This window comes from Bacillus sp. FSL R7-0166 (genome assembly GCF_038008935.1).
In the GTDB taxonomy this organism is placed as follows: Bacteria; Bacillota; Bacilli; order Bacillales; family Bacillaceae; genus Bacillus; species Bacillus altitudinis.
In genome coordinates, this window is the sequence record NZ_JBBPAC010000001.1 from 627463 (window position 1) to 641637 (window position 14175).

General features: G+C 35.3%; 15 protein-coding genes. 14 read left to right on the forward strand and 1 reads right to left on the reverse strand.

All coding sequences use genetic code 11. The features are described from left to right. The first annotated feature begins 10 nt into the window (after nt 1-10). From NST01_RS03195 to NST01_RS03260, 14 genes are all read left to right on the forward strand, one after another. Nucleotides 11-685: a hypothetical protein gene (locus NST01_RS03195; RefSeq protein ID WP_234891344.1), complete on the forward strand. Its 675-nt coding sequence runs from the start codon at nt 11-13 to the stop codon at nt 683-685. A gap of 6 nt (nt 686-691) precedes the next feature. Beyond that, a complete protein-coding gene (locus NST01_RS03200; protein ID WP_127687427.1) occupies nt 692-1051 on the forward strand; it encodes a hypothetical protein in 360 nt (119 codons plus the stop codon). A gap of 13 nt (nt 1052-1064) precedes the next feature. Then, nucleotides 1065-1211 carry a hypothetical protein gene (locus tag NST01_RS03205; RefSeq protein ID WP_164847189.1) on the forward strand — a complete coding sequence of 49 codons (147 nt, stop codon included), beginning with the start codon at nt 1065-1067 and terminating at the stop codon, nt 1209-1211. 19 nt (nt 1212-1230) lie between these two features. Next, nucleotides 1231-1389, forward strand: coding sequence for a hypothetical protein (locus NST01_RS03210; protein ID WP_157840133.1), 159 nt, complete (start codon nt 1231-1233; stop codon nt 1387-1389). A gap of 487 nt (nt 1390-1876) precedes the next feature. Continuing rightward, nucleotides 1877-2872 carry a conjugal transfer protein gene (locus tag NST01_RS03215; RefSeq protein ID WP_268415873.1) on the forward strand — a complete coding sequence of 332 codons (996 nt, stop codon included), beginning with the start codon at nt 1877-1879 and terminating at the stop codon, nt 2870-2872. A 12-nt stretch (nt 2873-2884) separates the two neighbouring features. Further along, nucleotides 2885-3139, forward strand: coding sequence for a hypothetical protein (locus NST01_RS03220; RefSeq protein ID WP_341041481.1), 255 nt, complete (start codon nt 2885-2887; stop codon nt 3137-3139). Nucleotides 3140-3150: 11 nt separating this feature from the next. Further along, entirely contained in the window at nt 3151-3657 is a 507-nt protein-coding gene (locus NST01_RS03225; protein ID WP_268415871.1) for a conjugal transfer protein, read from the forward strand. 97 nt (nt 3658-3754) lie between these two features. Next, entirely contained in the window at nt 3755-6061 is a 2307-nt protein-coding gene (locus tag NST01_RS03230) for an ATP-binding protein (protein WP_445662200.1), read from the forward strand. A 1270-nt stretch (nt 6062-7331) separates the two neighbouring features. Beyond that, nucleotides 7332-9635, forward strand: a complete 2304-nt coding sequence (locus NST01_RS03235; protein ID WP_341041483.1) for a CD3337/EF1877 family mobilome membrane protein — start codon at nt 7332-7334, stop codon at nt 9633-9635. Continuing rightward, the gene (locus tag NST01_RS03240) at nt 9632-10609 is read left to right on the forward strand and encodes a bifunctional lytic transglycosylase/C40 family peptidase (protein ID WP_341041485.1); all 978 of its coding nucleotides are present in this window, start codon (nt 9632-9634) and stop codon (nt 10607-10609) included. Before NST01_RS03235 ends, NST01_RS03240 begins: the two co-directional genes overlap by 4 nt. Nucleotides 10610-10620: 11 nt before the next feature. After that, the gene (locus NST01_RS03245) at nt 10621-11112 is read left to right on the forward strand and encodes a hypothetical protein (protein WP_268415866.1); all 492 of its coding nucleotides are present in this window, start codon (nt 10621-10623) and stop codon (nt 11110-11112) included. 27 nt (nt 11113-11139) lie between these two features. Next, complete coding sequence (locus tag NST01_RS03250) at nt 11140-11349, forward strand: DUF3173 domain-containing protein (protein WP_073979923.1); 210 nt, start codon at nt 11140-11142, stop codon at nt 11347-11349. After that, a complete protein-coding gene (locus tag NST01_RS03255; RefSeq protein WP_144667810.1) occupies nt 11346-11558 on the forward strand; it encodes a hypothetical protein in 213 nt (70 codons plus the stop codon). The genes NST01_RS03250 and NST01_RS03255 overlap by 4 nt, the downstream gene beginning before the upstream one ends. After that, a complete protein-coding gene (locus NST01_RS03260) occupies nt 11555-12832 on the forward strand; it encodes a tyrosine-type recombinase/integrase (protein WP_106032825.1) in 1278 nt (425 codons plus the stop codon). The genes NST01_RS03255 and NST01_RS03260 overlap by 4 nt, the downstream gene beginning before the upstream one ends. 229 nt (nt 12833-13061) lie before the next feature. Here NST01_RS03260 and NST01_RS03265 read toward each other — a convergent pair whose 3' ends face one another. After that, complete coding sequence (locus tag NST01_RS03265; protein ID WP_035703515.1) at nt 13062-14138, reverse strand: hypothetical protein; 1077 nt, start codon at nt 14136-14138, stop codon at nt 13062-13064. Between the last annotated feature and the right edge of the window lie 37 nt (nt 14139-14175).

Sequence of the window (14175 nt, forward strand, 5' to 3'; positions counted from 1 at the left end):
CTTGCGTGAAATGTTGCTCTATTTGAATCCAGAATTGAGTTTTGAAGGATTTCAAAAGAAGAGATTCTTTAAAGCTGCTTCAATCTTTTTGGCTTCGTTACCATTAATTGCTTTTAAGCCAGTTGTAGCAGTTGTGGCATTGGCGTTAGCCTGCTTCATTTACCATATGGACTACAGGAAAATCAAGGGTTGGTATGAGGTTGAAAAATTCCAAAGAGAGCTTGTCTTTTTCAAGTTCTCTAGGGAAGTCTACATTTATTTGTTGGAAAACATGTCTACTGTCTATCAAGCATTTGAACGTCTATCATCAAGGCTTGATGAGGGTCTTTTGAAAGATGCATTGAGAAATTTATTAATTTCAATGCATGAAAAGCCTAATGATGTGCAGCCCTTTATAGATTTTGCGAATGATACAAGTGGTGGTGATAGTGCTAGATTGTTCATGCTCACTTTGTATGAGTATCAGCAAAATTCAAATGATGACAGCATTATCTATGAATTAGGAAAGATGACGAATGAACAATTATTCATGACAGTTGATGACATTGTTGAATATAAATTGCGGAAATTCGGTACTTTCCCGACTAAAGTTGCTATGCCAGTCATGATTGTGATGATCTCATTTTTTATCACTCTATTGATAGATGGTGTGAAGTCCATCCAGTTTATTAATGGAGGTGGGTGATAAAAAATGGTTGAAGGATCAGTAATGACACTGTTTAAGGTTTATATTTTTTGTTTCTGCCTTGTTCTTGTTGCGGATGTGGCAAACTATTGCATTAGGTTAAATCAAATAAATGACTTTAAGCAGTATGCAAATTACCAGATTGAGAGAAGAGGAGGATTGACCAAAGATGCGTTTCAAGCGATTACGAAAAAGAATGAAGATTCGTATGGGGGCAGTTTTCAAATTGAAAGCAGTTCTTTGAACCAAAAGTATCCTTACGGTACTGAAATTACTTACAGTATTAAAACTACTTATCAATTTTTGATTGGTGGACATAAACAAGAGATTACAGCAAGAGGAGGGGCTTTGTCTTTGGTTAGATAAGGAGGGAGGTAGATTGGAACAGAACATATTTAGATTAGGTATTATGGCGGTTTTATTCATAGTTTTGGGTTTAACAATAATGGGTTTGAAAGATGATTATCCAAATGTAATGCGAGATATTGAAAACTTTATCGAGCATGTCACAGGAGACATGCACTAAAAAAAGGAGAATGATAATTATGGCAGTACCAGAGAATGTGGATCGTTTTTCATGGGGAACATTAGCAGCAGTAATTGCGGGAGCAGTAGGAATGGCACTTCTTGCAGGATTGACGGATTTTGTTCCATGGCTTATGGACTTTATTCAAACGAGCATTAAAGGACTCGCAAAAAAATAACAAATGATGTAGGGGCAAGTCTTTCGGGGCTTGCTCTTTTTTGAAAGTGAGGTTCTTTAGTCATGATAAAACTGTTTTTTCTTGGTGGAGTTGCTTGTTCTTGCGTTGTTATTGGCGTTCTATTGTTCTATCTATGTGGAATGACTTCTACAGTTTTGGCATGGATACAATTTTTGAAAATACTATATTTAACGTCTATTGGTCTTATGCTACTTAAAGTACTAAGTAGTATAAAAACTTGAAGGAAGGGGATGTATAATGACTTTTTTGAAGTGGATCGCCAGCATTGCTAGGTATTTTTTAATTGCTTTATTGTTTTTCATAATACTTATTGCATTTGGTGGTTCTCTATATAGATTGTTTACTCATGAATCTATTGTTATACGTCACATTTCTGTTAATTCTTTGGGGTTTGCATTGGTATTACTAGCTCTTTACTGCTGCATCCGTTTGCTCAAGTGGTCAATTAATGTAAAGGAGGGGAAAAATGAAAAAGAAAAAGAATGACGGTAAGATGGTCATTGAAAACAATCCATTGCTTTCAGCTTTTAAGAAGAAGCTGAAAGGTGTGAAAAAGCCAGAAAAGAAATCTAAATCAATTCCAAAAGATCGTTCAAAAATGATTGCCATAGGTATATGGTCAATGATTGCAACGCTCATCTTTTTTGCTTTCTTGTCTGTGTTGCTGTCGATCAATACAAGATCTGTAGTAAACGATATTGAACGAAATCAAGAGCGAAACAGTAAGCAAAAAGAAGAAGTGTCTATTGTAGCAGGAGAACGCTTCTTATCTGGATTCATTGAGCAGTACATCAATGTGAAAAATGAAAGGGCTGCTGCTGAACAGCGTCAAAATACCTTGATGAAATATCTTGTTGCTGATGATGAGATGGACCAAGAAACATGGTTTGATACATCTGGTGCGCAGGGGGATCGAGTATTAAATGATTATGTCCTCTACAATGTCAAAAAAGGGGATGGAGATTCACTTTTTCAATATAAGGTGAATTATGCGAATGTAGTAAAGATCAAAAAGAAAGAACACAAGGTTGATAAATCAGCATTATTAAATATCCCTGTGAAACATAGAGGTGACGAATTTGCTGTAAATGGTACGCCATATCTTTCGGAAATATATGACCTAAAAGGTGATATAGCAAATACGAAAGAAGATCGTGAGGAATATGATGGAGATCAAACAGCAGCCATAAAAGAATTTCTAAATACATTCTTCCGAAAATATGCGGAAGAATCAAAAGATGACATGTCGTATGTCATGAAAACACCAGAGACTTTAAACGGTCATCTGGTATTTGGTGATGTCGAAAACTTCAGTATTTACAAGAATGATGATGGCTTTGAAATATCTTCTGTTGTCATTTTCAAAGAAAAAGAAACAAGCATACCGATAAAAGAACGTTTTACTTTGTTCGTTACAAAAAACAGTGGTCAGTATTATGTAAAACAACTAAAACATCAATAAGGAGTGAAAAAAATGGAGTTTTTAGACTATCTGATCTTAGGAGCCAAAGCAGACTTACCAACAATTGGTGGTGTGCGTAGTTGGTGGAAGCAAGTTGTTGTGCAGGCTATAGCGATTATAGCTATGTACTTAATTCTGAAAAATCTTGCGAAATTAAGTATTGGTAAAGTGGTCGGTGCAATAATCATTACAAGTGCTGGTGTATTTTGCGTTCAAAACTGGTCTACTGTCACAGGTTGGGTTGGTGCACTACTTAAAACGATGTAAGAGGTGATAGAGTGTCGAGGTTTGTATTTAACTATCGCAAGGCACTTAGGGAACCAAAGAAAATTCAAAGGATAACTGAAAATTATAGTTTACCGTTTGCGATAGAGTTGATCCCCACGATCAACTATTTTATTTTTGTCGCTATTAGTTTTGGCTTTTTCTTAGGTGTTAGGAAATTTTTTCCTAGCGCCTTTGAAAATACTTATGTGATCGTGATCTTTGGCATTCCACTAGGTTTAACGATTCTAATAACCAAGATTAAACCAGAAGGGAAAAATATTTATCTGTATTTTTGGGGTTTGATAAAGTACCTTGTTCTAATCAAATTGCCAAAGAAAAAATATTGTAATGATAAAGTTATGGATTTTGCAAATGATCAAGAAATAAAATTCAAGTCATTAGTAAAGGTGGTGCGAAAAAATGGTGGTGAATCTGAAAACACCAATGAAGAGTATACTAAACAACATGATCTTGACGAAAACGGGAGACGTTTGGGCGTATTATCGAATAAAGAGTAGTTCCATTCCGTCTCGAAACGAAAATGAAATAGAAGTTTATAAAGACAAGTGGACGTCTTTTTATGAAGAAATTACAGAGTATGAAGATTTTCATTTGATGATGTATCCGAGTCGTTTTGATCTCGAAGGGCGTTTGAATGTATTGAAAAAGGATATACATGAGGATGCTTTAGAAGTAGCTTCATATTATATGCAGGAAACAGTAAGTGTGATGCAGCAGCGTTTGGGAAGATTGACAAGACCCGACTTCATCATTGGAATTAAGCTAAATAAGACGTTGCTTAGTTTGGATGCTGATATTAAAGACAACGTTCTTTCAATGTTTAATACTGTCACAGACACCGTTGTAAATATGCTTGGGTGGGAACAAGATGTATCATCCCAATTTTTTGAACAATATAAAGAGATTGAGGATGATTTGGCTAGTACGGTTACATTTGTGTTTGGGGAGAGATTGAGAGAAGCCGAGCTTAAATATATCAATCGTTATCACTTTATAAGGGGGCTTTATCACGATGTCGAGGAAGAGAGTCAAAATGGCGATATTCATTCAATTACAAACACTGTTATAGACCCAACAATTCCAGGGGCGTTAAAGCTCGTTAGTGATCAAGATGAAGGTCATATTTCAATGATTGTTGTTGACGAATTTCTAGATAACATGGCAAATAGCAACTTGTTTTATGAGGTTCAGTCTTTGCCTTTTCCAGTGGAGGTAGAGGTAAAGGCAAAAGTAGAAAGTAAGTCTATGACAAAGACAACATTAAATATTAAGCACCAGCAATTGAGAGAAGAACAAAATGAAAAGTATAGTGTTGGAGACGAAAGCGACCAGTCAACAATGACAAGTGCATTTCTGGTCAAAGACCTTCAAAACAAGATTAAGAAAGAAGAAGTGTCTTTGATCAACTGGCTTGCTGTTGTGATCGTTGACGGACGCACTAAAAAAGAATGCGCTGAAAAGGCTCGTCTGGTTGTTCGACATTTAAAAGGGGCAGGAATTAAATGTAGGATTCCTATTGCTGATCAACTGTCGCTTTTTTATAAAATGCTTCCTGCTGAAAAGTTGGATGTCATGGATAAAAACTGGATTCAAAAAACAACACAAAATGGATTGGCTGAATGCTTATTGGGAGTTGATTCTTTTGTTGGTTCAAAGATTGGTTTCTTTTTAGGATGGGGAGATCGCTTTGATAAGCATACAGATTTAGAAAGCGCCATTCGATCAAGTCGAGACTTTGTTTTGTTTCATCCTTTTCTTGCTAATCAGCAAATTAAAGGCTCAAAAACTAGATCGCCGCATTGCTTAATTACAGGCGATACAGGTAATGGTAAGTCTTTCCTTGCAAAGCTGTTGTACACATATATATCCTTTATGGATATTAAATCGCTGTACATCGACCCGAAAAAGGAAATGAGGAAATGGATTAGAAAAGTTATCAGCAACCCACAAACTCGTAAAGATTTCCCTTTGTATATTAAGCATTTAGAGAATTATCATTTTATAACATTAGATCATGAACAAGAAGAGAACTGGGGCGCATTAGACCCAATTTCCTTCATGCCGTCAAGTAAAGCGAAAGACTTGTTAGAAGTTATATTTGAACAGGTATATGATTTTAAAGGCAAAGATGATGTGAGCACTGCTTTTCTAAGAGCAATTACAAAAGTGCTCGAAAGGAAAGAACGTGGTGAACAAGTTGGATCGCTGCATGTCATTTATGAATTGCAGAAGCATAAAGAAGAAGTAGTGCAAAAAGCTGGAGACTATTTATATGAGGTTGTACAGGACTCTATCATGAAGTTGCTAGTTCATGATGGTTCTAATCCTTCACTGTCTTTAAAAGAGCGAATCACAATTTTAGAAGTTGAGAACATGGACTTACCAGACTTTGGGGAACGTATAGAAAATTTTACGAAGTCACAATTAAAATCAAGTGCGGTCATGTTTGCGCTTGGTAAGTTTTGCGAGCTTTTTGGAATGAATGCAGAAGAAAAAACAGCGGAATTTATTGATGAAGCATGGATATTTACAGCTTCACCACAGGGTAAAAAAGTAGAGCGTCAAATGAGACGTATTGGGCGTTCTTACAACAATGCTGAATTCTTCATCTCACAATCAACAAAGGATGCTTTACATGAGGATGATACAGGAAACTTCGGTGTCGCTTTTGCTTTCGATGAGCCAAACGAACGTGAAGAAGTCTTGAAATGGATGAATCTTGAACCGAGTGAGGAAAACAAAAAAATGCTTGAATCCATGTTTCAGGGTCAATGCTTATTCAAGGATATTTATGGACGTACTGCAAAAATTTCTATTGAATGTTTGTTTGATGAGTGGATGGGGGCATTTGAAACAATCAACAAAAGTGAGGTTGCATATGCGGAAGAAATGTATTTATGATTTTAACATTGAATTAATGATTTGAGTCGGAATATCATACTTCTGAGTACATGTATACAGAAATATGATATACTACAGGAAACTGTAATTACACACGAGGTTACACGAGGTTACACGAGGTTACACGAGGTTACACGAGTTTTTTAAAATTTTATTAAACAAAACCATTGCAATGAATTAGAGCATTAAAATAAAATTTATACACAAAGCACAGCGTAAAACAAAAGTATTGCAAATAACACATCTTCTCTTGTGTTTCTGGTCGCTTTCCATCGATAAAGGACGGAGAGAAGGCGGGAGCACAGCGATATTAAACGAGAGAGTATGCACGAGACGCAACAAATAATTGCAAAATGATGTGTTTCCATTTTGAATAAAGTACAAATAACACATATCTCACCTTGTGTTTCTGGACGTTTTTCAACGATAAAAGACGGAGAGAAGGCGGGAGCACAGCGGTATTAAACGAGAGATTATACACGGGGCGCAACAAATAATTGCAAAATGATGTGTTTCCATTTTGAATAAAGTACAAATAACACATCTTCTCTTGTGTTTCTGGTCGCTTTCCATCGGATAAAGGACGGAGAGAAGGCGGGAGCATGGCGGTATTGAATGAGAGAGTATACACGAGACGCAACAAATAATTGCAAAATGATGTGTTTCCATTTTGAATAAAGTACAAATAACACATCTTCTCTTGTGTTTCTGGTCGCTTTCCATCGGATAAAGGACGGAGAGAAGGCGGGAGCATAGCGGTATTAAACGAAAGATTATACTCGAGGCGCAACAAATAATTAAAGAATGATGTCTTTACAGTTTGTTTTTTGAAGCTAAAGGCGAAGAGAATGCGTAATCAAGGCGTTAATAAACGCCAAATAACATATATATCCGATGAGGTCTTTTAATTTGAAGGCGGAGGAAAAACAAAAAAATGGCCCAACTGGACCATTCTTCAGACTAGATGAACTTACATTTGCTTGATTAAGATCAGCAAATTAACCAGAAGGTTTGCTGAAGCTATTATTAAAAACAAGCAAGTTGTAATTTTCATCATTTTATTCACCTCCTTTGAGGTGGAATGAGCTTGGGCTATTGCACTAGCCTAGGCTCTTTTTTGATTATACCTTAAAACATCCATCAATTGGTGTGTTTTATGCAATATTGCTAAAAGCGTATTTTGAACTGTCTGATTGAATAGTAAATAGTCATTTTTAAGCCGTTCCTTAATTGGACGGCTATTTTTATTTCAATTTTTAGGAGTGATGAGATGAAAAAGCATTTAATCATTGTGTCTATAATCCTCTTAATATTAATTTCTATTATGGCTGTTGCAAGTGCTGAGGATAAAGATGGTGATAAAACAGTACAACCGAAAGTAGAGAAAGTAGGGGGAGTTGAGCTTGAAATAAGTCGCTTTCCATTGGAGCATTATCAGGCCCACAACCAAGCCGAGGATGGAATGATAAAGGGTGCTATCGTTTCTTTGTCTAATGTAATGCTAGGCACAACGCAAATAATAGTTCTTGTCGTTGATAAAGCGATGGACTTATTTATGAGTGCTGAACCGATAGAAGGATTTAGTGATGCTGTGACGGATGTCTCAAAGAAAATGTACAGCGTGCTAAAGAATAGCTTCGGAGAAATAATTTTTGTATTTATGATAGGCTTCGTAGTCTATCTGTTTTTGATTCGTGGAAGTTTTAAAGAAGGTATGAGACGTTTTGTTTTATTTTTTATGGTCATGATTGTGGCAGGGCTTTGGGTCAGTAAAGCTGGATATTGGATAGAATCTCTGAATGCTTTGTCGATAGAAACACAGGGAAAATTAATCACAGTTGGTAATAAGTTAACCGATTCATTTTCGAGTAAAGGTGATTCTTCTTTAACCATGGATGACGTGAAAAAAGGTCAAGAGCTCAAAGGAACGACAGCCGTTCTGAGAAACTTTTATTTTAATGCTGCCTTGAAAAGTCCTTATTTGGTGACTAACTATGGTACACCAAATGAAAAAACAATTTTGAAGAAGGGGGATGGAAAAGGTGGGCTTGATCGTATAGATACGCTACTTTCTTTCAAATTGACCAGTGAGGGTCGAAGTGCAAAGAAAGAGTTCGTTAATGACAAAGAGGTAAAAGAATATAAAAACCAAAGTATTGCAGAGGGAAGTATTTATGCACAGTTAGGTTATTCATTTATAGGAATGCTTGCCGCAATTTCTCTAGGTGTTCCATTCTTTTTGATTCCGTTTCTTAACTTCTTGATTCAAATTATTGTTTTGGCGATCGCATTCTTTCTTCCTTTTGCGTTTATTCTTTCTTATGTTCCGCAATTTGCCTATAGTGGCTTTGTGTCGCTAGGGAGAATGTTCGCTTTGTTTATTATGAAAGCAATGCTAACTCTTGTTCTTGTATTTGTTTATGCTATCTGCGTTATTGTTAACAAAACTATTCCGCCAACTAATTTAGGAATGTATTTTTTAAATGTAGCAGCAATGTCATCGGTTCTGATCTTTGCGTTCTTAAAACGTGACAATATCATCAAATTTGTGACTGCTGGTAAAGTTCAATCGGTGGACGCCAACCTACTTGAAAACACTAGAAAACAGGTTGTGCAGCCTTCATGGGAACGAATGAAAAAAGTTGGTAATAGTTTTAGTGAGTGGAAAAAGAAACGTGATGCAGCAAAGGCGGCTGAAGAACAGCCTTTAGGAGATAAACGTAGTGCGCCGCATCAATCAACTGACGGAAATTCTAAATCTAAATTTGATCGAACTTCACAGAATAATCCTCTTAAGAGTGATGCTTCTCCGAAAAAAGAAGTTGAAAGAGGACGGCAGCTTGATGGTTCAAATGTAGATACAAAAGCTGATGATTATAAGCCGCCATTGTATACAGTCGACGGAGAAGATGTGGAAAGAACGGATCAAAAGGAAACAGGTACAAGCGCTTCTAATTTGCCGAAAATTGATGTGAATAGAAGTGAACAAACAAAAGCTGATTTGGAATCCGAAGGAAGAAAAAGTAGTCCAACGTCATCAAATTATTTACCGAAAGTTGATATAGACAGAAATGACCAGTTGACTAAAGAAAATCTAGAAGCAGAAAGCAAAGGGAATAACACAATACCAGTATCATCTATTCCTAGAATGGATGCTGAAAGAAGTGATCAAATTAAAGAACATATTGCCGAAGAAAAGACCAGTAACTCGAAGGCTTCAACGTCAGTTCCTAAAATTGATGTTGAAAGAAGCGATCAAGGCTTTAATGAAAAAACGTTAGCAGAGGGAAATATGAGTAATCAAAAGCCTTTGAATACTGTTGCTAATGTTGATGTAGAAAGAAATGATCAAGTGTCTAGTGAACAAATCCATCCAGACAGAAATAGAAGTACACCAAAAACTTTAACTACTGTTCCAAAAAGTGATACTGAAACAGTTAAGACGCCAAATGCCACGTCAAATACACAACCAAAAACTAAAAGAGTTATTCAGCAGCAACCAAAACATGTAAAAATTGAGTTAGACCACATAGAGAGCCGTCAAAGCAAAAATGGTCGAGGTGACAGATCATGAAAAAGCTATTGACGGCTTTTTTTACTGTTCTTCCAATCGCATTTTTGGGGGGATTGTTGATTGTGGTTGTGTTGATATTCGGGGGCAGTAACCAAAAAGAAGAAATTGGCGGTGGTGATGATGAGTACATGACAAATGGCATTGCGCCAGAGATCGAAAGGATTCGTCACATTTTTGAAAAATATGCACGCAAAGAAGGGGTTTATGATCAATTAAACATTATAATGGCTCTTACTATGCAAGAGAGTGGGGGGCGTTATCTTGACATCATGCAATCAAGCGAATCAATAGGTTTGCCGCCTAATACGATAACCAATCCAGAATATTCGATACAGGTTGGTATAAAGCACTTTGCGGCTGTCTATAAAAAAGCAGGTGGAGACGTTCGATTAACATTACAGTCTTACAATTACGGTGGTGGATTTATTGACTTCGTGAAGGAACGTGGAGGAAAGTATACAAAAGCTCTTGCGCTAGAATTTAGCAAATTTCAAGCCTTGAAATTAGGTTGGCGAAGCTATGGTGATCCCAATTATGTTGATAACGTCTTTCGGTATCTAAAAGGCGGTGGAAGCGTTAAACCAGTGAATGGAGCTATTGAAGGGTATGAAGTCATTATGAATGAAGCTCTTAAATACGAAGGGAATCCATATCAATGGGCTGGTTCAACTCCTAATACGGGTTTTGATTGTTCTGGACTTGTTCAATGGGCTTATAGAAAGGCAGGTATTTCATTGCCAAGAACAGCCCAAGAACAGTATGGCGCAACGAAAAAGATTGCTGAAAGTGAAGCAGTTGCGGGGGATTTAGTCTTTTTTACTGGAACGTATCAAGGAAAATTCATCACACACGTTGGCATATATGTTGGTGAAGGTAGAATGTTCAATTCTAATGATAGTGGCGTTCAATATTCTGATTTGAAAAAAGGATATTGGAGAGATCACTTAGTTTCATTTGGTCGTATAAAAAAATAGGGGGTTATTTCGTGAAGAAAATATTTTGGCTAATAGGTGGTGTCATATTGATATTAGGGGCGTTCAGCTACTACATGACTTACAACAAATTGACTGATGAGAAAAATCAAGCTATTAGAGATAAACAAAAAATCGAGAATAAAATGAGTCAATTGGCAGAATCTGAAGCTGCTAAAGTGAATCAGAAATTCTTTGAAGCGTTCTTTCAGTATGAAGATGCTGACGATCGGGAGAAGGCTGTTCGAAAGTTGGCGACCGATAAAGCAATGAGTTATGCCTTCCCCTCGAAGGCTCCAAAGAAACATAGTGTAACCATGCAGGGGGATTTACTTTCTTTAGAAAGCTATTCAAAGAAAGTTGATGAAAAGCATGAATTATACCTTAATGAAGCAAAAATCGCGCTTACGGTGAATGCCATCACCACACAACAAACCATTATTATTCAAACGGAGTTAATAAAAAAAGAGAATAAATGGATTGTTGATAATGTGCAGGTCAAATAATTATTGTGTTATGAAAGGAGAATTTTAATGGGTACAACAATATGTAAAGATGATCTGATCAAAATTGGATATAAAAAATATCAAGCTGTGAATTTAATTAGAGAAGCAAAAGCGATCATGGTTCAAAAAGGTTGCCCTTATTATAATAATAAAAGGCTCGGAAGAGTTCCGAGAGATGTAGTTGAATCTATTTTAGGGGTGTCTTTATCAGAAGAAGTGAGAGGAGCTTCCCAATGAAAAAGAGAACTAAGTATGATGATGTTTACATTGATGATAACGGAGTTATTTTTTATCAAATAGAGAGTCATAGTGAAGGGAAAAGAATACGTAAAAAATCTAAAGTGGGGAGTGATGGAAAACCTTTTTTGTCTGCTTTTGAAGCTCATAAAGAGGTAACTAGATTAAAAGGAGAAATGAATAAAAGGAGGTCAAATGATCACCTTTGAAAAAGAAACAAGAAAAAACAAAATATCCAGGAGTCTATGTAGACGAAAAAGGAAGGTTTTTTTATCAGTCTGAATTTGGAATAGATCGTATAACAGGTAAGAGGATAAGAAAAAAAGGAAGAAAAGATGCTAATGGAAAACCCTTTGCATCAGCCTTTGAGGCTAATAAAGAGTTAACACGATTGAAAAGAGAATACCATAAAGTTAATAACTTCTCGAATTATAAGATGACTTACGAACAATTCATGAACCAAGTCTATATACCTTATTACCAAACAGAAGTTGAAGAAAGTACCTTTGAAGTTAGGGAAGGGATTCTTGAAAAAATAAAAGATAGGTTTGGTTCGATGTCTCTTAGATCAATATCTATTGAGGATGTACAAAATTTCCGTACATGGCTATTAACGAGCAAAAAAAGAGGAGGAGCTGGATATTCTCAATCCTACGCTAGTATGGTTTTTGGCGTCTTTCGACAGAGTTTAGATAAAGCAGTTGATATGCAGTATTTGGAATACAATATATCAAAGAAAGTTAAAGCAATACCAAAAGGTAAAGCAGTTGTTGCATATTGGACAAAAGAAGAGTTTGAACAAGTAATAAATCAAATTTATATTGATGACTTTTATGAACACTTAAATTTTGTTATGATATGGGTCTATTACATGACCGGTATCAGAGTGAATGAAGGAACTGCTTTAAATTGGTCTGATATTGATTTGAAAAAGAAACGTATGCGTGTCCATCATATGTTGATTCTTAAAACGAGAACAGAATGGAAAAGAAACTCTTATACAAAAACTGAAGATGGAAAGAGAACCATTGCGCTTGATGATGACACTATAAACATATTAAAAGTTTGGCGTGAAAGACAGCTAACTATAGGTTTAGGGAAAGTAGATGATTTTGTCTTTAGTTATGATGGTTTGCCCATGATTAAATCAACAATTGGTAGGATGCTTTCTCGATATGCAAAATTGGCGGGAGTGAAGAAGATACAAGCGAAGGGGCTACGCCATTCACATGCATCTTATCTAATCAATGAATTTAATGTTTCAGTTCTTGTTTTATCCCAACGTATGGGCCATTCAAGTCCAGAAATCACATTAAAGCATTATGCCCATATGTGGACTGGGGCGGATAATACGATAGCAGAAATGATGGCTGGAAATATTAATATAAAGACTGCATCTGAAACAAAACTTCGTTTCAATGGTAATCAGGCGATAAATAAGCAGAACCCCACCAAAAACCCCACCAAAGTAGCAAAAGGTTAAAAGAAACCTTTGTTTTAAAGGGGTTTGGAACACCTACTACGATTGAGTGGGAATAATTTTTAATAAGGATAAAAAACTCTTCACCAATAAGAAAACCGAACTATTTAGGAACCACTTCAAAGTGTTTCCAATAGTTCGGATTCTTTTTTTACATTTCTATGCTCATTTCAAATTTCTTTGATTTTATAATTTATAAATTAGTAAAGAATTATGATTTTGGATTTAAAGGTTATTTTAAAATTTTCCTCTTGATCCATTTCAAAAAGGATTCGTCATGAAGTTTATTTACATTGTTCTTGAGGATATCATTTTCTTTTTTAAAATTTTCAATTTGTTGGTCTTTTTGTTTCAATTTTAATACTAATTCATTATTTCTTTGAGAAGCCAATAGTAATTCTTGATTAACTTCAACTTTTTCTTTGAGAGTGTATAAATCTTTGTTTAGCTTATGAATAATTTCAGATAAATGTAGCTTATATTCTTCAGATTTTTGTATTTCTTCAGATAATTCTTTTTTTCTTTTTTTGTATTTATCTAGTTCAATTTCAGCTTGGGATAACAATAGATAATTCTCCTTATTTTCATCTTCTACTTTAGAGTTTACAATAAAGTCTCCAAATAAAGTCCAATTGTTTTTGCTATAAATTTTAGTTAGTTTGTCAATTTCTTTTTGTCTAAGCTTTTTATTTTTTAATATTTCGTGAGCTTTTGGAATCAATTTTTTAATAACATTAGGAACAGGTGCTTCGTAAGTTGAAATATTATTATCGAGTAATATGCGCTTTTTCTTTGGATCAACAGCATGGGTTACTTTAACTTCAATTGCCAACTTTTTATTCCATAGATACTTATAAGAGTATGGATACGTTTGTTTGATGCGCAATAAGATATCAATTAATATACCTTTTTTATCATTATATTTAATATAAGATTCTATTTCTGCTGATTCAATAGCTACTCTAATTTCCTTTTTTTCTTTGTCTTCAATTTTGAATTGATTAAGTTGTGAAAACATCATTTGAAAAAGGGAATGAGCAGTTGTCATTTTTTTTGAATAAAGAATCTGTTTCATGTCTTCTTTATGATAATATCGGTAAAATGCGTCTTTAATCTTTTTTTCTCCACTGAAAGTAGGAGAAACTGGTAATACTCCGCTTCGAATAGAGGGGTTCTTGAAGTCAAAAAAAGCAGGATTTTCTCGATTCATTTCAATTATACCTTGATTTCTCAGCCAAAGTGCTTCCAATACATGTATTTGTCTATCTTGAACTGGGAAATAAGCAAACTTTTTTGTTTGTTCATTCATATGCAACCACCTAAAAGCTTCTTCCTTTCCTTTTTGT

Bases quoted from the DNA above. Each gene is read 5' to 3' on its own strand.
- NST01_RS03195 (WP_234891344.1), top strand. From the start codon at position 11: ATGTTGCTCTATTTGAATCCAGAATTGAGTTTTGAAGGATTTCAAAAG.
- NST01_RS03200 (WP_127687427.1), top strand. From the start codon at position 692: ATGGTTGAAGGATCAGTAATGACACTGTTTAAGGTTTATATTTTTTGT.
- NST01_RS03210 (WP_157840133.1), top strand. From the start codon at position 1,231: ATGGCAGTACCAGAGAATGTGGATCGTTTTTCATGGGGAACATTAGCA.
- NST01_RS03215 (WP_268415873.1), top strand. From the start codon at position 1,877: ATGAAAAAGAAAAAGAATGACGGTAAGATGGTCATTGAAAACAATCCA.
- NST01_RS03220 (WP_341041481.1), top strand. From the start codon at position 2,885: ATGGAGTTTTTAGACTATCTGATCTTAGGAGCCAAAGCAGACTTACCA.
- NST01_RS03230 (WP_445662200.1), top strand. From the start codon at position 3,755: ATGATGTATCCGAGTCGTTTTGATCTCGAAGGGCGTTTGAATGTATTG.
- NST01_RS03235 (WP_341041483.1), top strand. From the start codon at position 7,332: ATGAAAAAGCATTTAATCATTGTGTCTATAATCCTCTTAATATTAATT.
- NST01_RS03240 (WP_341041485.1), top strand. From the start codon at position 9,632: ATGAAAAAGCTATTGACGGCTTTTTTTACTGTTCTTCCAATCGCATTT.
- NST01_RS03250 (WP_073979923.1), top strand. From the start codon at position 11,140: ATGGGTACAACAATATGTAAAGATGATCTGATCAAAATTGGATATAAA.
- NST01_RS03255 (WP_144667810.1), top strand. From the start codon at position 11,346: ATGAAAAAGAGAACTAAGTATGATGATGTTTACATTGATGATAACGGA.
- NST01_RS03265 (WP_035703515.1), bottom strand. From the start codon at position 14,138: ATGAATGAACAAACAAAAAAGTTTGCTTATTTCCCAGTTCAAGATAGA.